Source organism: Odoribacter sp., assembly GCF_985060555.1.
Window position 1 is genome coordinate 25,890 of sequence record NZ_CFKYFN010000111.1, and the last position, 16,123, is coordinate 42,012.

Consider the following 16,123-nt stretch of genomic DNA (forward strand, 5'->3'; position numbering starts at 1 on the left):
AATCATGCTTATTTAATAGTTACTTTTACTCCGAAATTAAATGTTCGCGTTGTCGGATACATATCGTTATCGACAGAAGCGCCTTCGATCGCATCCGTACTGAAAGACTCCGGAGAAGGACCCGGATAAGAAGTAAAGGTATACACATTATTTGCAGAGGCAAATATGCTGACATTACCGAAAATCCTGGTTTTATCCACCCAGTGCCGCGGCAGGCTGTATTCAAGATTTATATTCTGTATTTTCACATAAGAAGCATCGTATACCGCATTATCTCCAAAGTCATTATAATAAAAATTATACCTGATGCTCGGATATTTATTCGAAGGATTCTCGGGTGTCCACCTTTTCAACGCTGTGCTCTGTGTATTTTGATTCTCCGCCATATTGAACATATTGGCTTCTCCCATCCAGATTTTCTGCGCACCATGGCTAAATGTTCCCTGAACACTTAATTTCAATCCTTTCCAGGACAAACGGGTAGCAAATCCTCCCTCAAAATCGGGCCGGGAACAACCGATCACCGTTTTATCTTCAGTGGAACCGGAGACTTTATTTACATACCCATCTCCAGACAAATCTACATATTTCAAATCGCCGGGCATCGTTTTCCGTCCGTAAGCCTCCTGGTAAGGTTGATCCGGATTCAAAGCCTCATAACGGTTCACTTCCTCCTGTGTCTGAAAAATACCATCTGTCTTATACCCGTAGATCAAACCCAAGCTCTTGCCTTCCTGAATCACTGTATTTCCCAGATAACTGCTCCCAGGATAAGAAACATATTCGGCATCGATATCCGTAATTTTATTTTTATTCTTCCCGATATTAAAGCCAACGAACCAATTCCAATCCTTATTATCAATAATATTAGCTTTTATTTCAAATTCGATACCTTTATTCTCGATATTGGCAAAATTAATCTGTGTAGTCTCCAGGCCTGTACTCAACGCCATAGTATAAGCATACAACAAACCATCCGTTTTCTTTTTATAAAAACCTAAAGTTCCGGAAATCCGCTGGTTGGGTAAGAATCCAAAATCAAGTGCCAGATCGACCTGTTCGGTAGCTTCCCATTTCAAACGGTCATTCCCGATTTGTGAAGGCCGGGTGGCAGGCTGATTCTCATAGTCCGCATTTTCATAAAGTGTTCTCCAGCCATACTCACCGACATAAGCATTTCCGGTTTTACCCCATCCTCCTCTCAGTTTCAGGAAAGTGAAAATATTCGATTCCCGCAGAAAATCTTCTTCCGACACAATCCAGGCCGCAGCCACTGACGGGAATTTACCCCAACGATATTTAGGGGCAAACCGGGAAGAACCATCGGCACGGAAAGTACCTGTCAACAAGTAACGGTTCATAAACTTATACTCGGCACGGGCAATATAAGAAAACATCACCGAACCGACAGCTGAACCACCTTTCCCTCCATAATCCACCAAATCACTGCCTTGCCAGATTCCATTCTGTACCTCATCGTCCGGGAAATCCCGTAACTTAAAATAGGTATTATTCTGCCGGTCCTTATTATATACGATGGCCCCTAAAGCGTTCAGGCTGTGTTTCTCATTAAAAGTCTTGTTGTAAGTCAACCGGCCTTCGAACTCCATGGTTTGCCCGGCAGAATATGCCCAGCGTCCGACACCTTTCTGATCTCCCCAATAACCACTACCCTCTTGGGTATTGCTGGAAGCATAAGAACTCTCTTCTCCTTTCCGGCGTTGATACGTATACTGGGTCAAAAGTTTCAATTCCGGCAGAATCTGAAATTCAAGGTTCCCCGTCAATCTGAAATTATCCTGACTATAAGTCGTCGTATTTTCCGTCATCTCAATAATCGGATTCTTAACATAATACACCTTCCCTCCGGAAATATAAGGATGCAAATACAAGGACCCATCTTCATTATAAGCCGGTATATCCGGTCGTGCTGCAGCTGCTGTTGACAAAGAAGCGCCGTTCACATGCCGGTCAGAAGTAGTACCGGAGAATTTTGCATTCGCTTTTATCCATTTATTGATATCGGCATCAAAACCCAACGTATAAGTATATCTCTGAAAATCAGCAGCTTTTACCATTCCTTCTTCGTTAGCATATCCAAAAGAAGCATAATATCCGAAATCCTGGCTTCCACCCCGGATGGAGAGCCGATGTTGCTGAGTAGAGCCATTACGCATGATATGTTTCATCCAGGGAGTATCTTCTTCACCGAAATATCCGGGAGCCGTGACCTTCTGATACATCGGATACAGATTTACATCCTCAAACCCATCGGCTTTAGCGGAATTTGTGATCGCCTCCAAAAACAACATCTTGTACTCGTCAGCATTCAGCGTATTTACATCCGATACCAGACGGGTAGCACTGTAATCATAACTATAATTAATAATCGGTTTCTGATTTCTTTGTCCGGCTTTCATCGTAATCATAATGACTCCGGCAGCTCCCCGGGACCCATATATCGCTGCTGAAGAAGCCCCCTTCAAAATATCGATACTCTGTACATCATCGGGATTCAATTCATTAATATCGAAATCCGAAGGCATAGGCACATTGTCCACGACAATCAACGGAGCCAAAGCTCCTGTCAGGGAAGGTACACCCCGAATTTCCAGCCGGGCAGCGCTACCCGGCGAACCGTCGCCATTCAGGATACTCAAACCGGCCACCTGTCCCTGCATCATATGGGCAATATTCGTTGCAGTAGACTCCTCGATAATTTTAGAGTCAAAACGGGCTACTGCTCCGGTCAAATCTTTTTTCGTAGCCGTACCGTAACCGATCACCACCACCTCATCCAGATCGCTTTGATCATATTCCATAACTATATTGAACTCCCCGTTCCCCTGAACAGTTAATTCTTTATTTTTCATTCCGACATAAGAAAATTGTAACACCATTCCCGCTTTCGGAATATTTAAGGAAAAATTCCCATCGACATCGGAGGCGGTACCTATCGTCGTGCCTTTCAATACGATAGTTACTCCCGGTAAAGGCATCCCTTCCTTATCAGTCACCTTGCCTTTTACCGTTACTTCTTCGACATGCTGCGGTGTTGCTGGCTGTTTTACCAGTATAATATAATCGTCCATGAATTTATACGACATCCCCTGGCCTTGCAACACTTGTTTCAATATCTCTTCCAGTTCTACATCGGTAAAATTTGCTTTTACTTTCTTACTCAAAGTCAACTGATCGTCATTATACACGACCGCCTTATTTGTCTGACGCTGGATTTCTTTAAATACCTCTTTTAGTCCGGTTTCACCCAACCGCATAGTCAACCGTTGCTGTGCCCAAACCTCTGCCGAGACTGAAGTCGCAAAAAAGACACACATCAAAAAGGGTAATTTCATCACCCAAAATAATTTACGCGGCTTGTTTTTTGGCAGAGCAAGCCACCAATTCGCACTTTTTTTCATAAATTTGTAAATTAATTATTAAATTTATTTCCCCAAGGGGAAGATTTGTCGGTGCGCGCTTCCAACACGCACCGATTTTTTTATTTTCTATTTACTACAATAGTCCTCTCGTTCAAAACAAATTGAACATTCGTAATCTCTTCTATAATATTCAAAACATAACGTATATCATTATATTTCTTAAAAGCACCGGAATATTTCAAAGTTTTCAGTTCTTCAGCAACAAAAAAGAAATCCACATCGTACCAACGGCCCAGCCTGCGAGTGAGTTCTTCCAAAGGCATCGAATCAAAATTCAGGATTCCATCTTTCCAGTCGACATACTGCGACACATCTACCTTTCTAACCGTTCCCCGCCGGGTAGTCGTCTGATAAACATATTGTTCATCAGGTTGTAAGATCTGTTGCCGATGGTCCGTCTGCACCCCGACCTTTCCATGCACTAAAGTTACTGCCGCCTCCATCTCCTCCGGATAAGCCATCACATTAAATCCGGTTCCCAATACGGTCACGCTCATTCCCGATGTCTCCACCAGAAAAGGATGTACTGTATCGGCAGCTACTTCAAAATAAGCTTCTCCCTCCAGAAAAACCTTTCGTTGTCCGCCTGTAAATGCTACCGGATATTTCAATTTCGAAGCCGAATTCAACCACACTTTCGTACCATCGGATAATACCAGCTTATATTCTCCACTCCGCGGAATAGTAATCGTATTGAAAAGCATTTCCTCCTGCTGCATATCCCCGGCCTTTTGTTCATATGTCAGTTCCCCTTTTCTCTTTCGGATCAATGTCCCATCTTTCCAAAGCGAATCCCTGCACCATTCCTCCAGGTTCACCTGTTCGCCACTAGCCAATGTCAACACGGCCTTATACGATCCAGGCAGGACAGCCGGCTGTTGCGCCATCGGCGACATTTCACTACTCCGATCTTCCCACGGCCTTTCGATCAGTCCTATAGCGATCCCGATCGTAAAAACCGCAACAGCGCCATACCGCCAAAAATAATTTCCGGACAAAAGGAAACGCCGTTTATTTCCGGACAATTTCTTTTTCAGTTTTTCCATATCCTCCCGGACACGTTCCGGATTCCGGAATACATTCTCTCCCTCACCTCTTTTCAAACGCTCACGTATCCGGCAATATCTCATATAGTGGCGTTCATCCTCCGCCAACCACACATTAAGTCTCCCCTTTTCCTCCGGCGTAATTGTTTCTGACAATTCAGCCGTAATCAAGCGTGCTATCTCATAATACGCAGACAAATCTTTCATCGCTTATCAAATTTGTATATAAAACACACAGCTGATAAAAAAGATGAATGAAAAATAATTTTTTTTGAAAAAAAATGGTTTATCCTTGTACCTCAAACCAGGCAAGTAATAACAATAACGATCCTGTCAATTCTTTCCGCAGGATATTCAAAGCATTGTATTTCAGGGTTTTTACGGAATTAACCGAAATTCCTAACTGATCGGCGATCTCCTGATTTTTATCTCCTTTTACAACCAAACGCATAATCCGGGCAGATTGTGCCGGAAGACGATCGATAGCCGAATAAAGCGCTTCAATAGCTTCCTCTTCAATCACCATCAAATCGAAATCGGCATCTGTTTCTTCCGAAAACCTCCCGGCCAGATCCACCTCTTTCCGATGGTCCCGGATATAGTTCAGGCACTGATTTCTGATAGTAATATATAAAAAAGATTTCACAGCTGCAAAATCTCTGAAATCTTCCCGTTTATTCCACCATTTGATAAAAGCATCCTGAGCAACATCCTTACTCAACATTTCATTATTAAGGTAATGGTTGGCAATATTACACAATCCCGGATACAGACTCACAAACAAACGTTCGAAAGCCTTCATGTCACCGGAACGCATTTTCCGAAAATCCTCAGCCTGTTTTTCTAGCATCTTACCTTAATTAACCTAAACAAAAATATTGAAAATAAGAAAACAAAAAAAATATACCCTGAAAATCACGAAAAATTTAGGAAAAAAACTTCCCCGAAAGTTAAATGAAAAACTTTCGGGGTTCAGTAGACAGATTAAATAAAATAGATATCTATTCAAATAATAAAAACTTTCGTCTCCACGACGAGTTTATTCCATATAACTGGAATTATCCCAGCAATGTGTACAGAGCTGTTCTTTAGGTAAACCGATCGCTTTCACGAGATCGTCCAAGCGCTGGAATTGCAGAGAATCCAACTGGAGATGCTGGCACATCACCCTCACCATCTCCTTATATTTCTCTGAATCCGGATCCGAGTAAGGTTTCAGTATTTCGTCCGTCAGTTCGGAAGTTCCTTCCAGGTCGCGGATGACACGGCGGGCAAATAAGTCAAAGGTCGAACGGGAAGTGGAGAAATTAAGAAAACAACAGGGGTAGATCAAAGGAGGACAGGCGATCCGGATATGTACCTCTTTCACTCCGCATTCACGCAATTTCACGACATTGTCTTTCAACTGGGTACCCCGAACGATAGAATCGTCCAAAAAAACGATCCGGGCATCCCGCGTAAACGCCTCGTTCGGTAACAACTTCATTTTAGCGACCAAATCACGCATATTTTGATTTTGCGGCATAAAACTCCGCGGCCAGGTCGGTGTATATTTCACAAAAGGTCTTTTATAAGGAATCCCCTTCTCGTTGGAATATCCGATAGCATGTCCCACACCCGAGTCCGGAATTCCGGCAGCAAAATCAGGAGTCAATTCATCACGTTTCGCCATAGCAGCCCCACAACGGTAACGGGCATCTTCTACATTGATCCCTTCGTAATAAGCAGAAGGATAGCCATAATAAACCCACAAAAAAGAACATATCTGTTTCCTGCAACCGGCAGCAATAATCGGTGTAATCCCGTCTTTCGAAACCCGTATCGCTTCATGCGGTCCCAGATCACGGACTATATTATAGCCTAAATTGGTAAACGAAGAGCTTTCACTGGCCACAACATAACCGAATTCATTCTTACCGATAATGATGGGAGTACGGCCGAACTTATCACGGGCAGCATAAATACAACTGTCTGTCAGAATTAAAAAAGAACAAGACCCCTTGACCATACGGTAAACGTTCTCTATACCTTCCTTGAATGTCTCTCCTTTGTTGATCAGAATACTGACTACTTCGGTCGGGTTGATGGCCGACCCGGACATTTCGGCAAAGTGAATCTTTTCCTTCAACAACTGAGCGGATATCTCTTCCAGATTATCGATTCGCCCTACCGTCACTATGGCAAAACGCCCCAAATGCGAAGTTACCGTTATCGGCTGCGACTCCATATCACTGATCACCCCGATCCCCAGGTAAGAACCAATGAAACGTCCCAATTCCGGCTCGAATTTATTCCGGAAATAAGCACTTTCTATACTGTGAATCGACCGGACAAAATCCTCTCCGTTATAAAAAGCCATACCGGCTTTCTTCGTTCCCAGATGTGAATGGTAATCGGTGCCGTAGAAAACATCGGCAACGCACTCTTTGCGTGATACGCAACCAAAAAATCCGCTCATATAATTGTAGTCATTGATTTAAGGCTACAAAATTACAAAAAAAGTAAAAAGTAGAAAGCAGAAAGCGTTCAAATTCTCCCCGCAAGAGCAGGTTCTTATAAAGCAAGTTATCCGGTAAGAAAATAAAAAGCAAGATCTGTTTTCAAAATTCCAAAATAATACTTACATTTGCAACGAAAATCACATCTATATGCGTAAAAAGCCGATCTACTAAGCACAGAAGGAGTGCCTGGAGATTTTTTTGCCTGTATCGGGTGTATTCAAAAAAAGAGTTATGAAACGACGAACGTAACATCTTTGGATGTTAAACATTTGAAAAACAACATTTTAATTCGGATTATCCGCTAAAGAGGGTAAAGTATGTCCGAACAGTTCTTTGACATGTTGTGTTTTTCAAAATAAAATGTTTAACTATAAAATCCAAAATGTTATGAATTCAAAAAGTCGTTATGAATTAGCCGCTTCGGTATGTCGCGGAAAAGTATGGCTCGACAATACAGCCCTGGCAGCCATTAGCCGAATGTACCGGAAACGAATAGAAAATGCAACCTCTAAACTGGAAGCGACCGTCGAACAAGGACGCTACGCTTCATTCAGAATCGATCAGGCGCTCGATCACCCTAAAGCCTCCCGTCTTGTTTTACAACAAATGATTGCTTCATTGGAAGAGGTCATCGGTCAATTATTTATTTTTGAAGCAGGTAGCCGCATCAATACGAACCGTTATACCTGTCTTATCTCACAATTCCGGGAAAAACAGGCTTTAGCCAAGCGCGCACTTGAGCATTCAGATAAAAACAATACCCCGGAAGTGTTTGTTTAGCAAACTTTTCATTATTTTTGTAGGGTCTCTTCGGGGACTTACATATTTCGATGAAAGTGTTTCGCTTTTATCCTGTGCTGAAAATCTGGTAAATTTAAAGTAAACAAGGAGAAGCAATACAAAACACTCATCACTTGCACGTTATTGCGTCAAATCACGTAATACTGTCAAGTGTGGGGTATTGTTTATTTGTTTACAGGTTTACCAGAACCTTCAGCACAATAAACCGATAACTCCACACTTTCTTTATATTAACGAATCACTATCCCGGAGTTAGATAGTAGCTCAAACATCATGAAAAAAATTTTATTCCATTTATTTCTGCTGGCCTCATTATTTATGGCAGCTTGCCATGACGATAACGGAGGTCCCTCTTCTATTGTCATCGACAAAGATCAGCAAAACCAGACAGCTTACGCCGACGATACAGAAAAAACCATCCGGTTCGAAGCGACAGAAGCCTGGCATACCGAAGTCGACTACACAGCAACAAAAGCAACGGAAACCGTAGAAAAATGGGTAAGTCTCGATCCAGCCAGTGGCGAAGCAGGCGAAATCACCATTAAACTCGCCTTATCCACCAATTACACCGGTACTGACCGAAAAGCGACGATCCACATCATTTGCGGAGGTACGACGATCACGGTCATCATCGAACAAAAAGGAGAAACTGAAAACGGAGAGGTGCCGGATGAAGATTCTCCGGCCGATGGAGTACGTAAAATCTCTGAAATCATTACTTCCACCGACGGCGAACCGAATCACATCGTATTTACCTACGATGAACAAGGACGTGTACAAGAATACTCACTGTATAAAGAAATCTCCGGTCAGAAAAAAACAGAATACGTGACGACTCTGACTTACTCAGAAGACCGGATCGTCAAGAAAACCCAAGCTTACAACGACAGTTATACGACAGGAACAACAACCTATTCGCTATCCGAAGGCCGTATCGGCAAAGCAAGGGCGGAAACCGACAATTTCGATTGTGACACCTGGTACTACGACTCAGAAGGCAATATGACCAAATATATCGAAAGATATACGATTACGATGGGAAGTGTCGGTCAGGAAGGAAATACAGGAGCAACCGTCGAAGTTCTCGATTCGACTGTCACCACTTATATCTGGCAAAACGGAGTGGTGAAAACCATGCATTACTATCCGGAAGACAATGTTTCCAACGATATCATCACCTCGGAATTCGAATATTACGACCTGGATGAAATCCGGCCATTACCATCGGTAATAAAACTACAATATTACCCGGAAGAACTGGCGGGTGAAGATCTGACTTTATTTGGTTATAACGGTAATGTTCCTGCCCGGTTCATAAAAAAAGTAACTACTTCGGGAGACCGGTGGAATAAAGACAATGGCACGACTACTTATCGCTATGTAACCGATTCTAAAGGATATGTGGTCCAAATCTACAGCAAATGGGAGTCCGCGCAGGGCAAGACCGATGCAGAAGAAAAACTGGAATGTGAAATCATTTATGAATAATTCTACGGCAATGAAACATTACTTATCCTTATTCACCCTCTGTCTGAGTATTATTTTCCTATCCTGCAACGATGATAATTCTTCGGACAGCATCAGCATTTCAAAAGATCAGCTGAACCAAAGTGCCTATGCAAACGCCTCGGAAAGAGGCATTACTTTCACTGCACAAGAAGCCTGGAAGACTGAAATAAATTACAATTCGGCTACGAAGGCTACAGATACTTCGAACTGGATCACCCTCGACCCACCCAGTGGTGAAGCCGGAACAGTAACCGTAAAGATTCTCTTATCTCCCAATTATACAGGAACCGGCCGTAAGGCTACGATCCGGATTATCTGTGGTGGTAGTAGTATTACGGTAACGATCGAACAAAAAGGTCAAACCGAAGAAGGAAATACGCCTATCGATCCGGAACGCCCTGATCAGTACAAGAAGTTGGTCAGTAAAATAGAGATAACCAACACACATTACGGTTCTTCCGGTAATCTGACCCATAAATCGGAACGCCTTTTCACTTACGATGAACTCAACCGGATTTCCACCTATGAGGAATACGATTATACGGACAATAAACGTATGCTGGACTGGAGTGATTCCTACAGTTATTCCGGCAATACGATCACTTGTCTGGAAAAAGTCGAAGATCAGAATCAGATATTCGAATATAAAACCATATATAAACTGGACGAAGAACAAAACGTAAAAACATGGACCTGTGAATATAACGAAATCGGAAAACCGGAAATCGATCAGGGTGAACTGTCTTATGAAAACGGATACTTTTCAAGCTCAAGAACTGAAGTCAGCAATTCCGGACCAACGACAGACCAGGCTATTTGGGTAGACGGTAATCTGGTAAAAGCAGGAGAAACCGATGAGCCACGTGCCACAACGAACATAGAATACAGCCATATCCCCAATAATAGTAACGTCGATTTCAATTACCTGTTATCCCAGACCGAATGGTTGGATTGCCTGGCATTCGAGGAATCAGGCATAAAAGCCTTCGGCTGTTTCGGAAAACGGAGTGCTTACCTGATGAGCAAAGAAAAAGACGGGTACAACAATGACGAACATGTCTTCGAATACCGGACAGACAACGAAGGCTATATCCGGGAAATCACCGTTACAACTTACGATGGCCAACACCAGGTAAGCAGTAAACGTATTCACACCATCAGCTACATCGACGCAAACTGATTCTATCGTTTCATCGATCGGAATCATTCCCCTATCTTCCCGCTGAAAGCCGATTCGCTTCATATAGAGAAGATAGGGTTTCTTTATTTCGCCATAACAACCGGGGAAGCGTCTGATATGATTCACTTTGACCGGCGATCAAACGGCTTTTACATCATAAAGTCAACTTTGTTAGCGCCGGACATTCTTTATTTAAAGTTTATTTTATAATTTTGCAGCTTGTTATAAAAAAGTGTGCTAGTCATGAAACGGATTGATTTTCAACCGGTATTATTCGATACCCTAAAAAATTATTCGAAAGAAAAATTCTTTACCGACCTGATGGCCGGAATTATTGTCGGAATCGTTGCTCTTCCATTAGCCATCGCTTTCGGTATTGCTTCGGGGGTAAGTCCCGAACAAGGTCTGATCACAGCCATAATCGCAGGATTTATCGTTTCCTTCCTGGGAGGGAGTAACGTACAGATCGGAGGACCGACTGGGGCCTTTATCGTTATCGTTTATGGTATTATTCAACAATTCGGTATCGAGGGTCTGGCGATCGCTACCGTTATGGCCGGAATCATGTTGGTCTTGATGGGAGTATTTAAACTAGGCACAATCATCCGCTTTATCCCTTATCCGATCGTCGTCGGATTTACCAGTGGTATTGCACTTACCATTTTCACGACTCAGATCAAAGATCTGTTCGGATTAACCATGGACAAAGTGCCCGCCGATTTTATCTCCAAATGGATTGCTTATTTCCACAGTTTCGACACAACGAACTGGATTGCACTAGGGGTAGGAATCGGAAGTATCCTGCTCATTATCGTCACTCCCCGGTTTTCTAAAAAAATACCGGGTTCGTTGATCGCCATCATTGTCATGACCGTTATCAGTTATCTGTTACGCCATCACCTGAATATCACCGGCCTGGAAACCATCGGCGACCGTTTTGAGATCAATGCCAGCCTGCCGACTCCCAACGGCTTAGCGTTTAATATCGAAACCATCAATCAGCTTCTGCCGGCAGCTTTCACCATCGCCATTCTGGGAGCCATCGAGTCTTTATTATCGGCCACCGTAGCAGATGGAGTCACCGGACATAAACACAATTCCAATACAGAGTTAATAGCCCAGGGAGCAGCCAATATCGTAGTTCCTTTCTTCGGAGGGATTCCAGCCACCGGAGCAATTGCCCGGACCATGACCAATATCAATAACGGCGGCAAAACTCCTGTAGCCGGTTTGATCCATGCCGTTGTATTATTATTGATACTCTTGTTCCTCGGCCCCTTGACCAAACATATTCCGATGGCTTGCCTGGCCGGCGTTTTGGTTATCGTTTCTTACAACATGAGCGAATGGCGTACATTCAAATCATTGATGAAAAACTCCAGATCGGATGTCGCTGTATTATTGACTACTTTCTTATTGACCGTCATTTTCGATCTGACCATCGCCATAGAAATCGGTCTGTTACTGGCCCTGGTACTCTTTATGAAACGAATGAGCGAAGTAACGCATATCACGGTTGCCAAAGATCAGCTCGATCTGTCGAACGAGGGCGAAATCTACCATGAAGAAGAAAAACTGATCGTACCGCAAGGAGTCGAAGTATATGAAATCGACGGCCCGTTCTTTTTCGGTGTCGCCAATAAATTCGACGAATGTATGAAAACCATCGGCGACAAACCCCGCATTCGTATCATCCGGATGCGCAAAGTACCGTTTATGGATACGACAGGGCTGCACAACCTGGAAAGCCTTTACCGTTTATCTACGAAAGAAAAAATACAGGTCATCCTCTCCGGAGTAAACGAACAGGTTCGTGCAACTTTGGTCAAATCTTCCTTTGCCCGAACCATCGGCGAAGAAAATATTTGCAGTAACATTCACGAAGCATTGAAACGGGCGGAAGTATGTCTGAAAAGTTAAAGCGCTGACTTTTCAGACACCCCGGTCTGCATCAGAATCCGAAATCATCGAGTATTACCTCTTTTTTCTCTGCTTCCTGAAAAGGTTTAGCTTCCTGATGCACCGGATTCCCTTCAATATAGATGGCGCGGAACGGACGTACCGGGCAGACATATTCACATCCCCCGCATCCGACACAAATATCGGGATTCACGGAAGGGATCGTCAAGCCATTTTTATAAGGAATCATAGTCACGGCCTGAGTAGGACAATGTTCGGAGCAAGCCCCGCAACTGGTCTCGTCGGTATTGACGATACAATTTTCGCGGACAAAAACCACCCGTCCCATCTGCAGCTTATGCTTTTCCTCTTTGGTAAGCGGCAATAAAGCCCCGTTCGGACACACTTCAGAACATACCGTACAATCGAAGTTACAAAAACCATGACCGAAATCCATTTTCGGTTGCATCATCCCCCCTAAACCATAATCCATAAAGGCAGGTTTCGACACACGCGAAGGACATTTGGTGACACAAAGATGACAAGCCGTACAATGTTTCAATAAATGCTCTGCACTTTGAGAACCGGGAGGGCTCAACGGATGCTCTCTTTGCCAGGATTTATTGGCTTTAACGACAGCCTTTCCCTGAGCCAGCACTTTGTTGGGAAGAAGTAAAGACAAAGCCCCTACGGTAGCCACAAACTGCCGCTTAGAAGTATCCACCGGCTTTTCCGGCGTCTTCCGCCCTTTCTTCCACCCCAATCCGTATTTTATACTATGCTTATGGCAAACCGACAGACAATTATAGCAGTCCACACAACGGCTCTGATCTACCTTTTTGGCCTTGCTATCGATACATCCCGCCTTACATTGCCGCTCACAAAGCCCACATGAAACACAGGCATCGGCCTCTATCCGTATCCGCCCAAAAGAATAACGCGATAAGAAACCCAATAATGTTCCTACCGGACAGACAGTATTACACCAGGTACGGCCATACTTCCAGGCCAACCAGCCAATCCCGCAGAAAGTCAGGAGCCCGATGAAAAGAGAGGCCATACTCAATACATAAATATCGGTATGATAAAATGTATAATTACCGAAACTATTGAATACCCAGGCCAGCAAATTATTTACAGCCAAATAAACAGGCCGGAAAACATTTACCCCCATCCGTCCAAATGCACTATATGGATCGAGCAGGCTTAACAAAACGGTAGCACCGAGTAAAAAAGCCAACACCACTATTCCCAACACCCCATAACGCAAAACGCGTTTTTCACGGGTATAACGATAATGCTTTTTACGATTTATTCTCTTCGCTATCCAAGCTACGACATCCTGAAAAATACCCATCGGGCAAATCACCGAACAATAAATACGCCCGAATAATAGTGTCGCCACCAGCAGGATCAATACAATTCCGAAACTCCCCGCCAATAAGGCCGGGACAAACTGTATCCGTGCCAGATTAGGCCATCCTGTAGTTAAACCGGCAAAATCCAGGAAATAAAAGGTAATCACGGCCCCCATGACTACCGCAAACAAAACACGTAATTTTTTTAGCATAACATCCCCCACCTTTAGCCTTTTGCCTTTAGCCTTTTGCTTTTAGCCTTTAGCTTTTTGCTTTTAGCCTTTAGCTTTTAGCCTTTAGCTTTTAGCCTTTAGCTTTTAGCCTTTAGCTTTTTGCTTTTAGCCTTTAGCTTTTTGCTTTTAGCTTTTTTACCTTTTTTTCAAATCTTAATCCTCTTCACTTTCAAGCGATTGATGTCCATCGTACCGATTTTAAGCTCCTCTCCTTTAGCCAAATGTCCAACCACCTCCAGAGGCATCTTTTCCACCTGATTGAAAAACTTAGTAGCTGCCGTATCTACAGCGACAATATCCGGCGACATAAACAACCCCTTGGCCAGCACCACGTCGGCTTCTGATTTTCCGCGCGGTCCATTGGTTTTCATCAGACGGTAAGCATCCACGACATTCAATACCGCCGGCTTACTGATTGTGCAAATATCAGCGATACATTGCTGCAAATCATTGCGATGGAAAAATCCGCGATCCCAGACAATCCCCATATGATTTTTCATCGAAATGGTCATTTTAGCCCCACCGTGATTTTTCAAAATAGGAACATTGATCCACACATCACAATCCAAAATAGCCGAATGTATTTTAGCTGTTTTCAGGCTTTTGGCCTTAGGTAGTTCCACTTCCCGGTAATAAGATTCCTCATGTGCCGGCATCACCTTAGCACCGGCCGCTTTGGCAGCCTCTTCGATTCCGCTGTTTTTATAACATTTCCGCCAGTCATCGCAAGTATGATCGAACACAACCACCTCCTTTGCACCGGCATCGAAACATTGCTTAATAATTTCAGATACCAATTCAGGATTGGTATTTCCTGCCAATTCGGGCACTTTATCCCAACCGATATTCGGTTTGACAACCACTTTTTGTCCGGCTTTGACAAATTTCCCCATACCTCCGAATTCAGCGATTGCTTTCCGGAACATTTCTGCCGGTTCACCACCCATTACGGCGACCAAATCGCATCCCCCGGCCTGAGAAGTATTTTGTGCCATGATATCCATCACCCCATCCCACTTCATTGTCACAGCAGCCCCTGTCAAGGCTAGTGTCTTTAAAAATTCTCGACGATCCATAAAGTCTGTTTATAAAGTTCGTAAAGTTATAAGGCCCATCATACGCACGAACAACTCCTTAATCCGTCCGCCATGGAAAACGAAAACACATTTCATTATACAGGCAATAGTCGGCATTCCCATTGACAGCAAAAGTCTTCACTACAGCAGCCCCCGCACCGAGCAACAACTGTCGGGCATAATTCAAGGTTGTTCCGGTTTTTACCCGGTCCTCTACCAATAATATTTTTTTCCCTTTTACCTCGAACCGGATTTCCTCCAACAACCGGGGCCGGTCGTACAATTGTTTTTGATCGGCATCCCTTAAATGCAATTTCAGCAACTGCATATCCAGATTCAAACGCTGATTCAGCATCGCTGCCGGAATAATACCTCCATTCGCAACAGCAACAATCAAATCGAATCGTTCTTCGAAAGTAATCTCCAGAAAACGCTGTCTTACTTCCTCAAAAGTCTTAACATTCATATTTAGCCAACCCTTTCAGGATTACCCAGCCAAGCACCACTTGCAACAACATTCCCGGGAATCCGATTTTAAAATCTTGCAATGCAGCAGACAAATCCGAAGCGATCAACCATTCGGCTATACCACCGAGCACCTGATAGGCCACCACCACCGCAGCGACATGCAATAAAGAAACCCGTTGACTTCTGTCGGCTACAATAGCTCCCACCAAAGCCAGTAACGTAGATTTTACCAACAAAACAGGTAACATCCCTGCCGGCGGCATCCCGAATAAGAGGTGATTACACAAAGGTGACAATACAGCAGTCAGTATACCCACTTTCAAACCGAATTTATAAGAAGCGATCAAAGTAAAAAAATAGATCGGTAAAAATATTTTACCTCCATCCGGCATTAAATGGCACAATTGGGGAAGCAGCATATTTCCTCCGACAAAAAGGACCGCAAACAAATAGGTCCGGACATTCACAACAGAAAGATTTAACTGACGAAATTGAGATACGATCATCATCTTAGTGCATATTTAAAATTTAACCACTTCAAATATATAAATTTTTCATAGTTTTGATCAATCGCTATACTTTTTTCCGATTGAAATTAAAAAAAACAAT

The 16,123-nt window shown here is 43.4% G+C and carries 12 protein-coding genes; 4 read left to right on the forward strand and 8 right to left on the reverse strand.

From position 1 onward, the window contains the following. Positions 1-8 precede the first annotated feature (8 nt). The 4 genes from AC5RDS_RS15925 to AC5RDS_RS15940 form a co-directional block, all read right to left on the reverse strand. On the reverse strand, positions 9-3,422 hold the full coding sequence (locus tag AC5RDS_RS15925; RefSeq protein ID WP_494222407.1) for a TonB-dependent receptor: 3,414 nt from the start codon (positions 3,420-3,422) through the stop codon (positions 9-11). Between the two features lie 80 nt (positions 3,423-3,502). Then, entirely contained in the window at positions 3,503-4,696 is a 1,194-nt protein-coding gene (locus AC5RDS_RS15930; RefSeq protein ID WP_013613236.1) for a FecR family protein, read from the reverse strand. 79 nt (positions 4,697-4,775) lie between these two features. Next, on the reverse strand, positions 4,776-5,339 hold the full coding sequence (locus tag AC5RDS_RS15935) for an RNA polymerase sigma-70 factor (protein ID WP_013613235.1): 564 nt from the start codon (positions 5,337-5,339) through the stop codon (positions 4,776-4,778). Between the two features lie 189 nt (positions 5,340-5,528). Next, on the reverse strand, positions 5,529-6,947 hold the full coding sequence (locus AC5RDS_RS15940) for an amidophosphoribosyltransferase (protein WP_306444966.1): 1,419 nt from the start codon (positions 6,945-6,947) through the stop codon (positions 5,529-5,531). 430 nt (positions 6,948-7,377) lie between these two features. Here AC5RDS_RS15940 and AC5RDS_RS15945 point away from each other — a divergent pair, with 430 nt between their 5' ends. The 4 genes from AC5RDS_RS15945 to AC5RDS_RS15960 all read left to right on the forward strand — a co-directional run bounded on the left by AC5RDS_RS15945 (position 7,378) and on the right by AC5RDS_RS15960 (position 12,400). After that, positions 7,378-7,770 carry a hypothetical protein gene (locus AC5RDS_RS15945; RefSeq protein WP_013613233.1) on the forward strand — a complete coding sequence of 131 codons (393 nt, stop codon included), beginning with the start codon at positions 7,378-7,380 and terminating at the stop codon, positions 7,768-7,770. 294 nt (positions 7,771-8,064) lie between these two features. After that, positions 8,065-9,279, forward strand: coding sequence for a BACON domain-containing protein (locus tag AC5RDS_RS15950; RefSeq protein WP_175315642.1), 1,215 nt, complete (start codon positions 8,065-8,067; stop codon positions 9,277-9,279). Positions 9,280-9,289: 10 nt separating this feature from the next. After that, entirely contained in the window at positions 9,290-10,480 is a 1,191-nt protein-coding gene (locus AC5RDS_RS15955) for a BACON domain-containing protein (RefSeq protein WP_162613262.1), read from the forward strand. A 243-nt stretch (positions 10,481-10,723) separates the two neighbouring features. Continuing rightward, a complete protein-coding gene (locus tag AC5RDS_RS15960) occupies positions 10,724-12,400 on the forward strand; it encodes a SulP family inorganic anion transporter (protein ID WP_013613230.1) in 1,677 nt (558 codons plus the stop codon). Between the two features lie 31 nt (positions 12,401-12,431). On the opposite strand, the gene AC5RDS_RS15965 is transcribed toward AC5RDS_RS15960, so the two are convergent. The 4 genes from AC5RDS_RS15965 to AC5RDS_RS15980 all read right to left on the reverse strand — a co-directional run bounded on the left by AC5RDS_RS15965 (position 12,432) and on the right by AC5RDS_RS15980 (position 16,023). Next, a complete protein-coding gene (locus AC5RDS_RS15965; protein WP_087381556.1) occupies positions 12,432-13,949 on the reverse strand; it encodes a 4Fe-4S dicluster domain-containing protein in 1,518 nt (505 codons plus the stop codon). 167 nt (positions 13,950-14,116) lie between these two features. Then, complete coding sequence (locus tag AC5RDS_RS15970; RefSeq protein WP_013613228.1) at positions 14,117-15,046, reverse strand: DUF362 domain-containing protein; 930 nt, start codon at positions 15,044-15,046, stop codon at positions 14,117-14,119. 58 nt (positions 15,047-15,104) lie between these two features. After that, positions 15,105-15,512 carry a phosphoribosyltransferase gene (locus AC5RDS_RS15975; RefSeq protein WP_013613227.1) on the reverse strand — a complete coding sequence of 136 codons (408 nt, stop codon included), beginning with the start codon at positions 15,510-15,512 and terminating at the stop codon, positions 15,105-15,107. Continuing rightward, positions 15,502-16,023 carry a hypothetical protein gene (locus AC5RDS_RS15980; protein WP_013613226.1) on the reverse strand — a complete coding sequence of 174 codons (522 nt, stop codon included), beginning with the start codon at positions 16,021-16,023 and terminating at the stop codon, positions 15,502-15,504. Before AC5RDS_RS15980 ends, AC5RDS_RS15975 begins: the two co-directional genes overlap by 11 nt. Between the last annotated feature and the right edge of the window lie 100 nt (positions 16,024-16,123).

Bases quoted from the DNA above. Each gene is read 5' to 3' on its own strand.
- AC5RDS_RS15925 (WP_494222407.1), bottom strand. From the start codon at position 3,422: ATGAAAAAAAGTGCGAATTGGTGGCTTGCTCTGCCAAAAAACAAGCCG.
- AC5RDS_RS15930 (WP_013613236.1), bottom strand. From the start codon at position 4,696: ATGAAAGATTTGTCTGCGTATTATGAGATAGCACGCTTGATTACGGCT.
- AC5RDS_RS15935 (WP_013613235.1), bottom strand. From the start codon at position 5,339: ATGCTAGAAAAACAGGCTGAGGATTTTCGGAAAATGCGTTCCGGTGAC.
- AC5RDS_RS15940 (WP_306444966.1), bottom strand. From the start codon at position 6,947: ATGAGCGGATTTTTTGGTTGCGTATCACGCAAAGAGTGCGTTGCCGAT.
- AC5RDS_RS15945 (WP_013613233.1), top strand. From the start codon at position 7,378: ATGAATTCAAAAAGTCGTTATGAATTAGCCGCTTCGGTATGTCGCGGA.
- AC5RDS_RS15950 (WP_175315642.1), top strand. From the start codon at position 8,065: ATGAAAAAAATTTTATTCCATTTATTTCTGCTGGCCTCATTATTTATG.
- AC5RDS_RS15955 (WP_162613262.1), top strand. From the start codon at position 9,290: ATGAAACATTACTTATCCTTATTCACCCTCTGTCTGAGTATTATTTTC.
- AC5RDS_RS15960 (WP_013613230.1), top strand. From the start codon at position 10,724: ATGAAACGGATTGATTTTCAACCGGTATTATTCGATACCCTAAAAAAT.
- AC5RDS_RS15965 (WP_087381556.1), bottom strand. From the start codon at position 13,949: ATGCTAAAAAAATTACGTGTTTTGTTTGCGGTAGTCATGGGGGCCGTG.
- AC5RDS_RS15970 (WP_013613228.1), bottom strand. From the start codon at position 15,046: ATGGATCGTCGAGAATTTTTAAAGACACTAGCCTTGACAGGGGCTGCT.
- AC5RDS_RS15975 (WP_013613227.1), bottom strand. From the start codon at position 15,512: ATGAATGTTAAGACTTTTGAGGAAGTAAGACAGCGTTTTCTGGAGATT.
- AC5RDS_RS15980 (WP_013613226.1), bottom strand. From the start codon at position 16,023: ATGATGATCGTATCTCAATTTCGTCAGTTAAATCTTTCTGTTGTGAAT.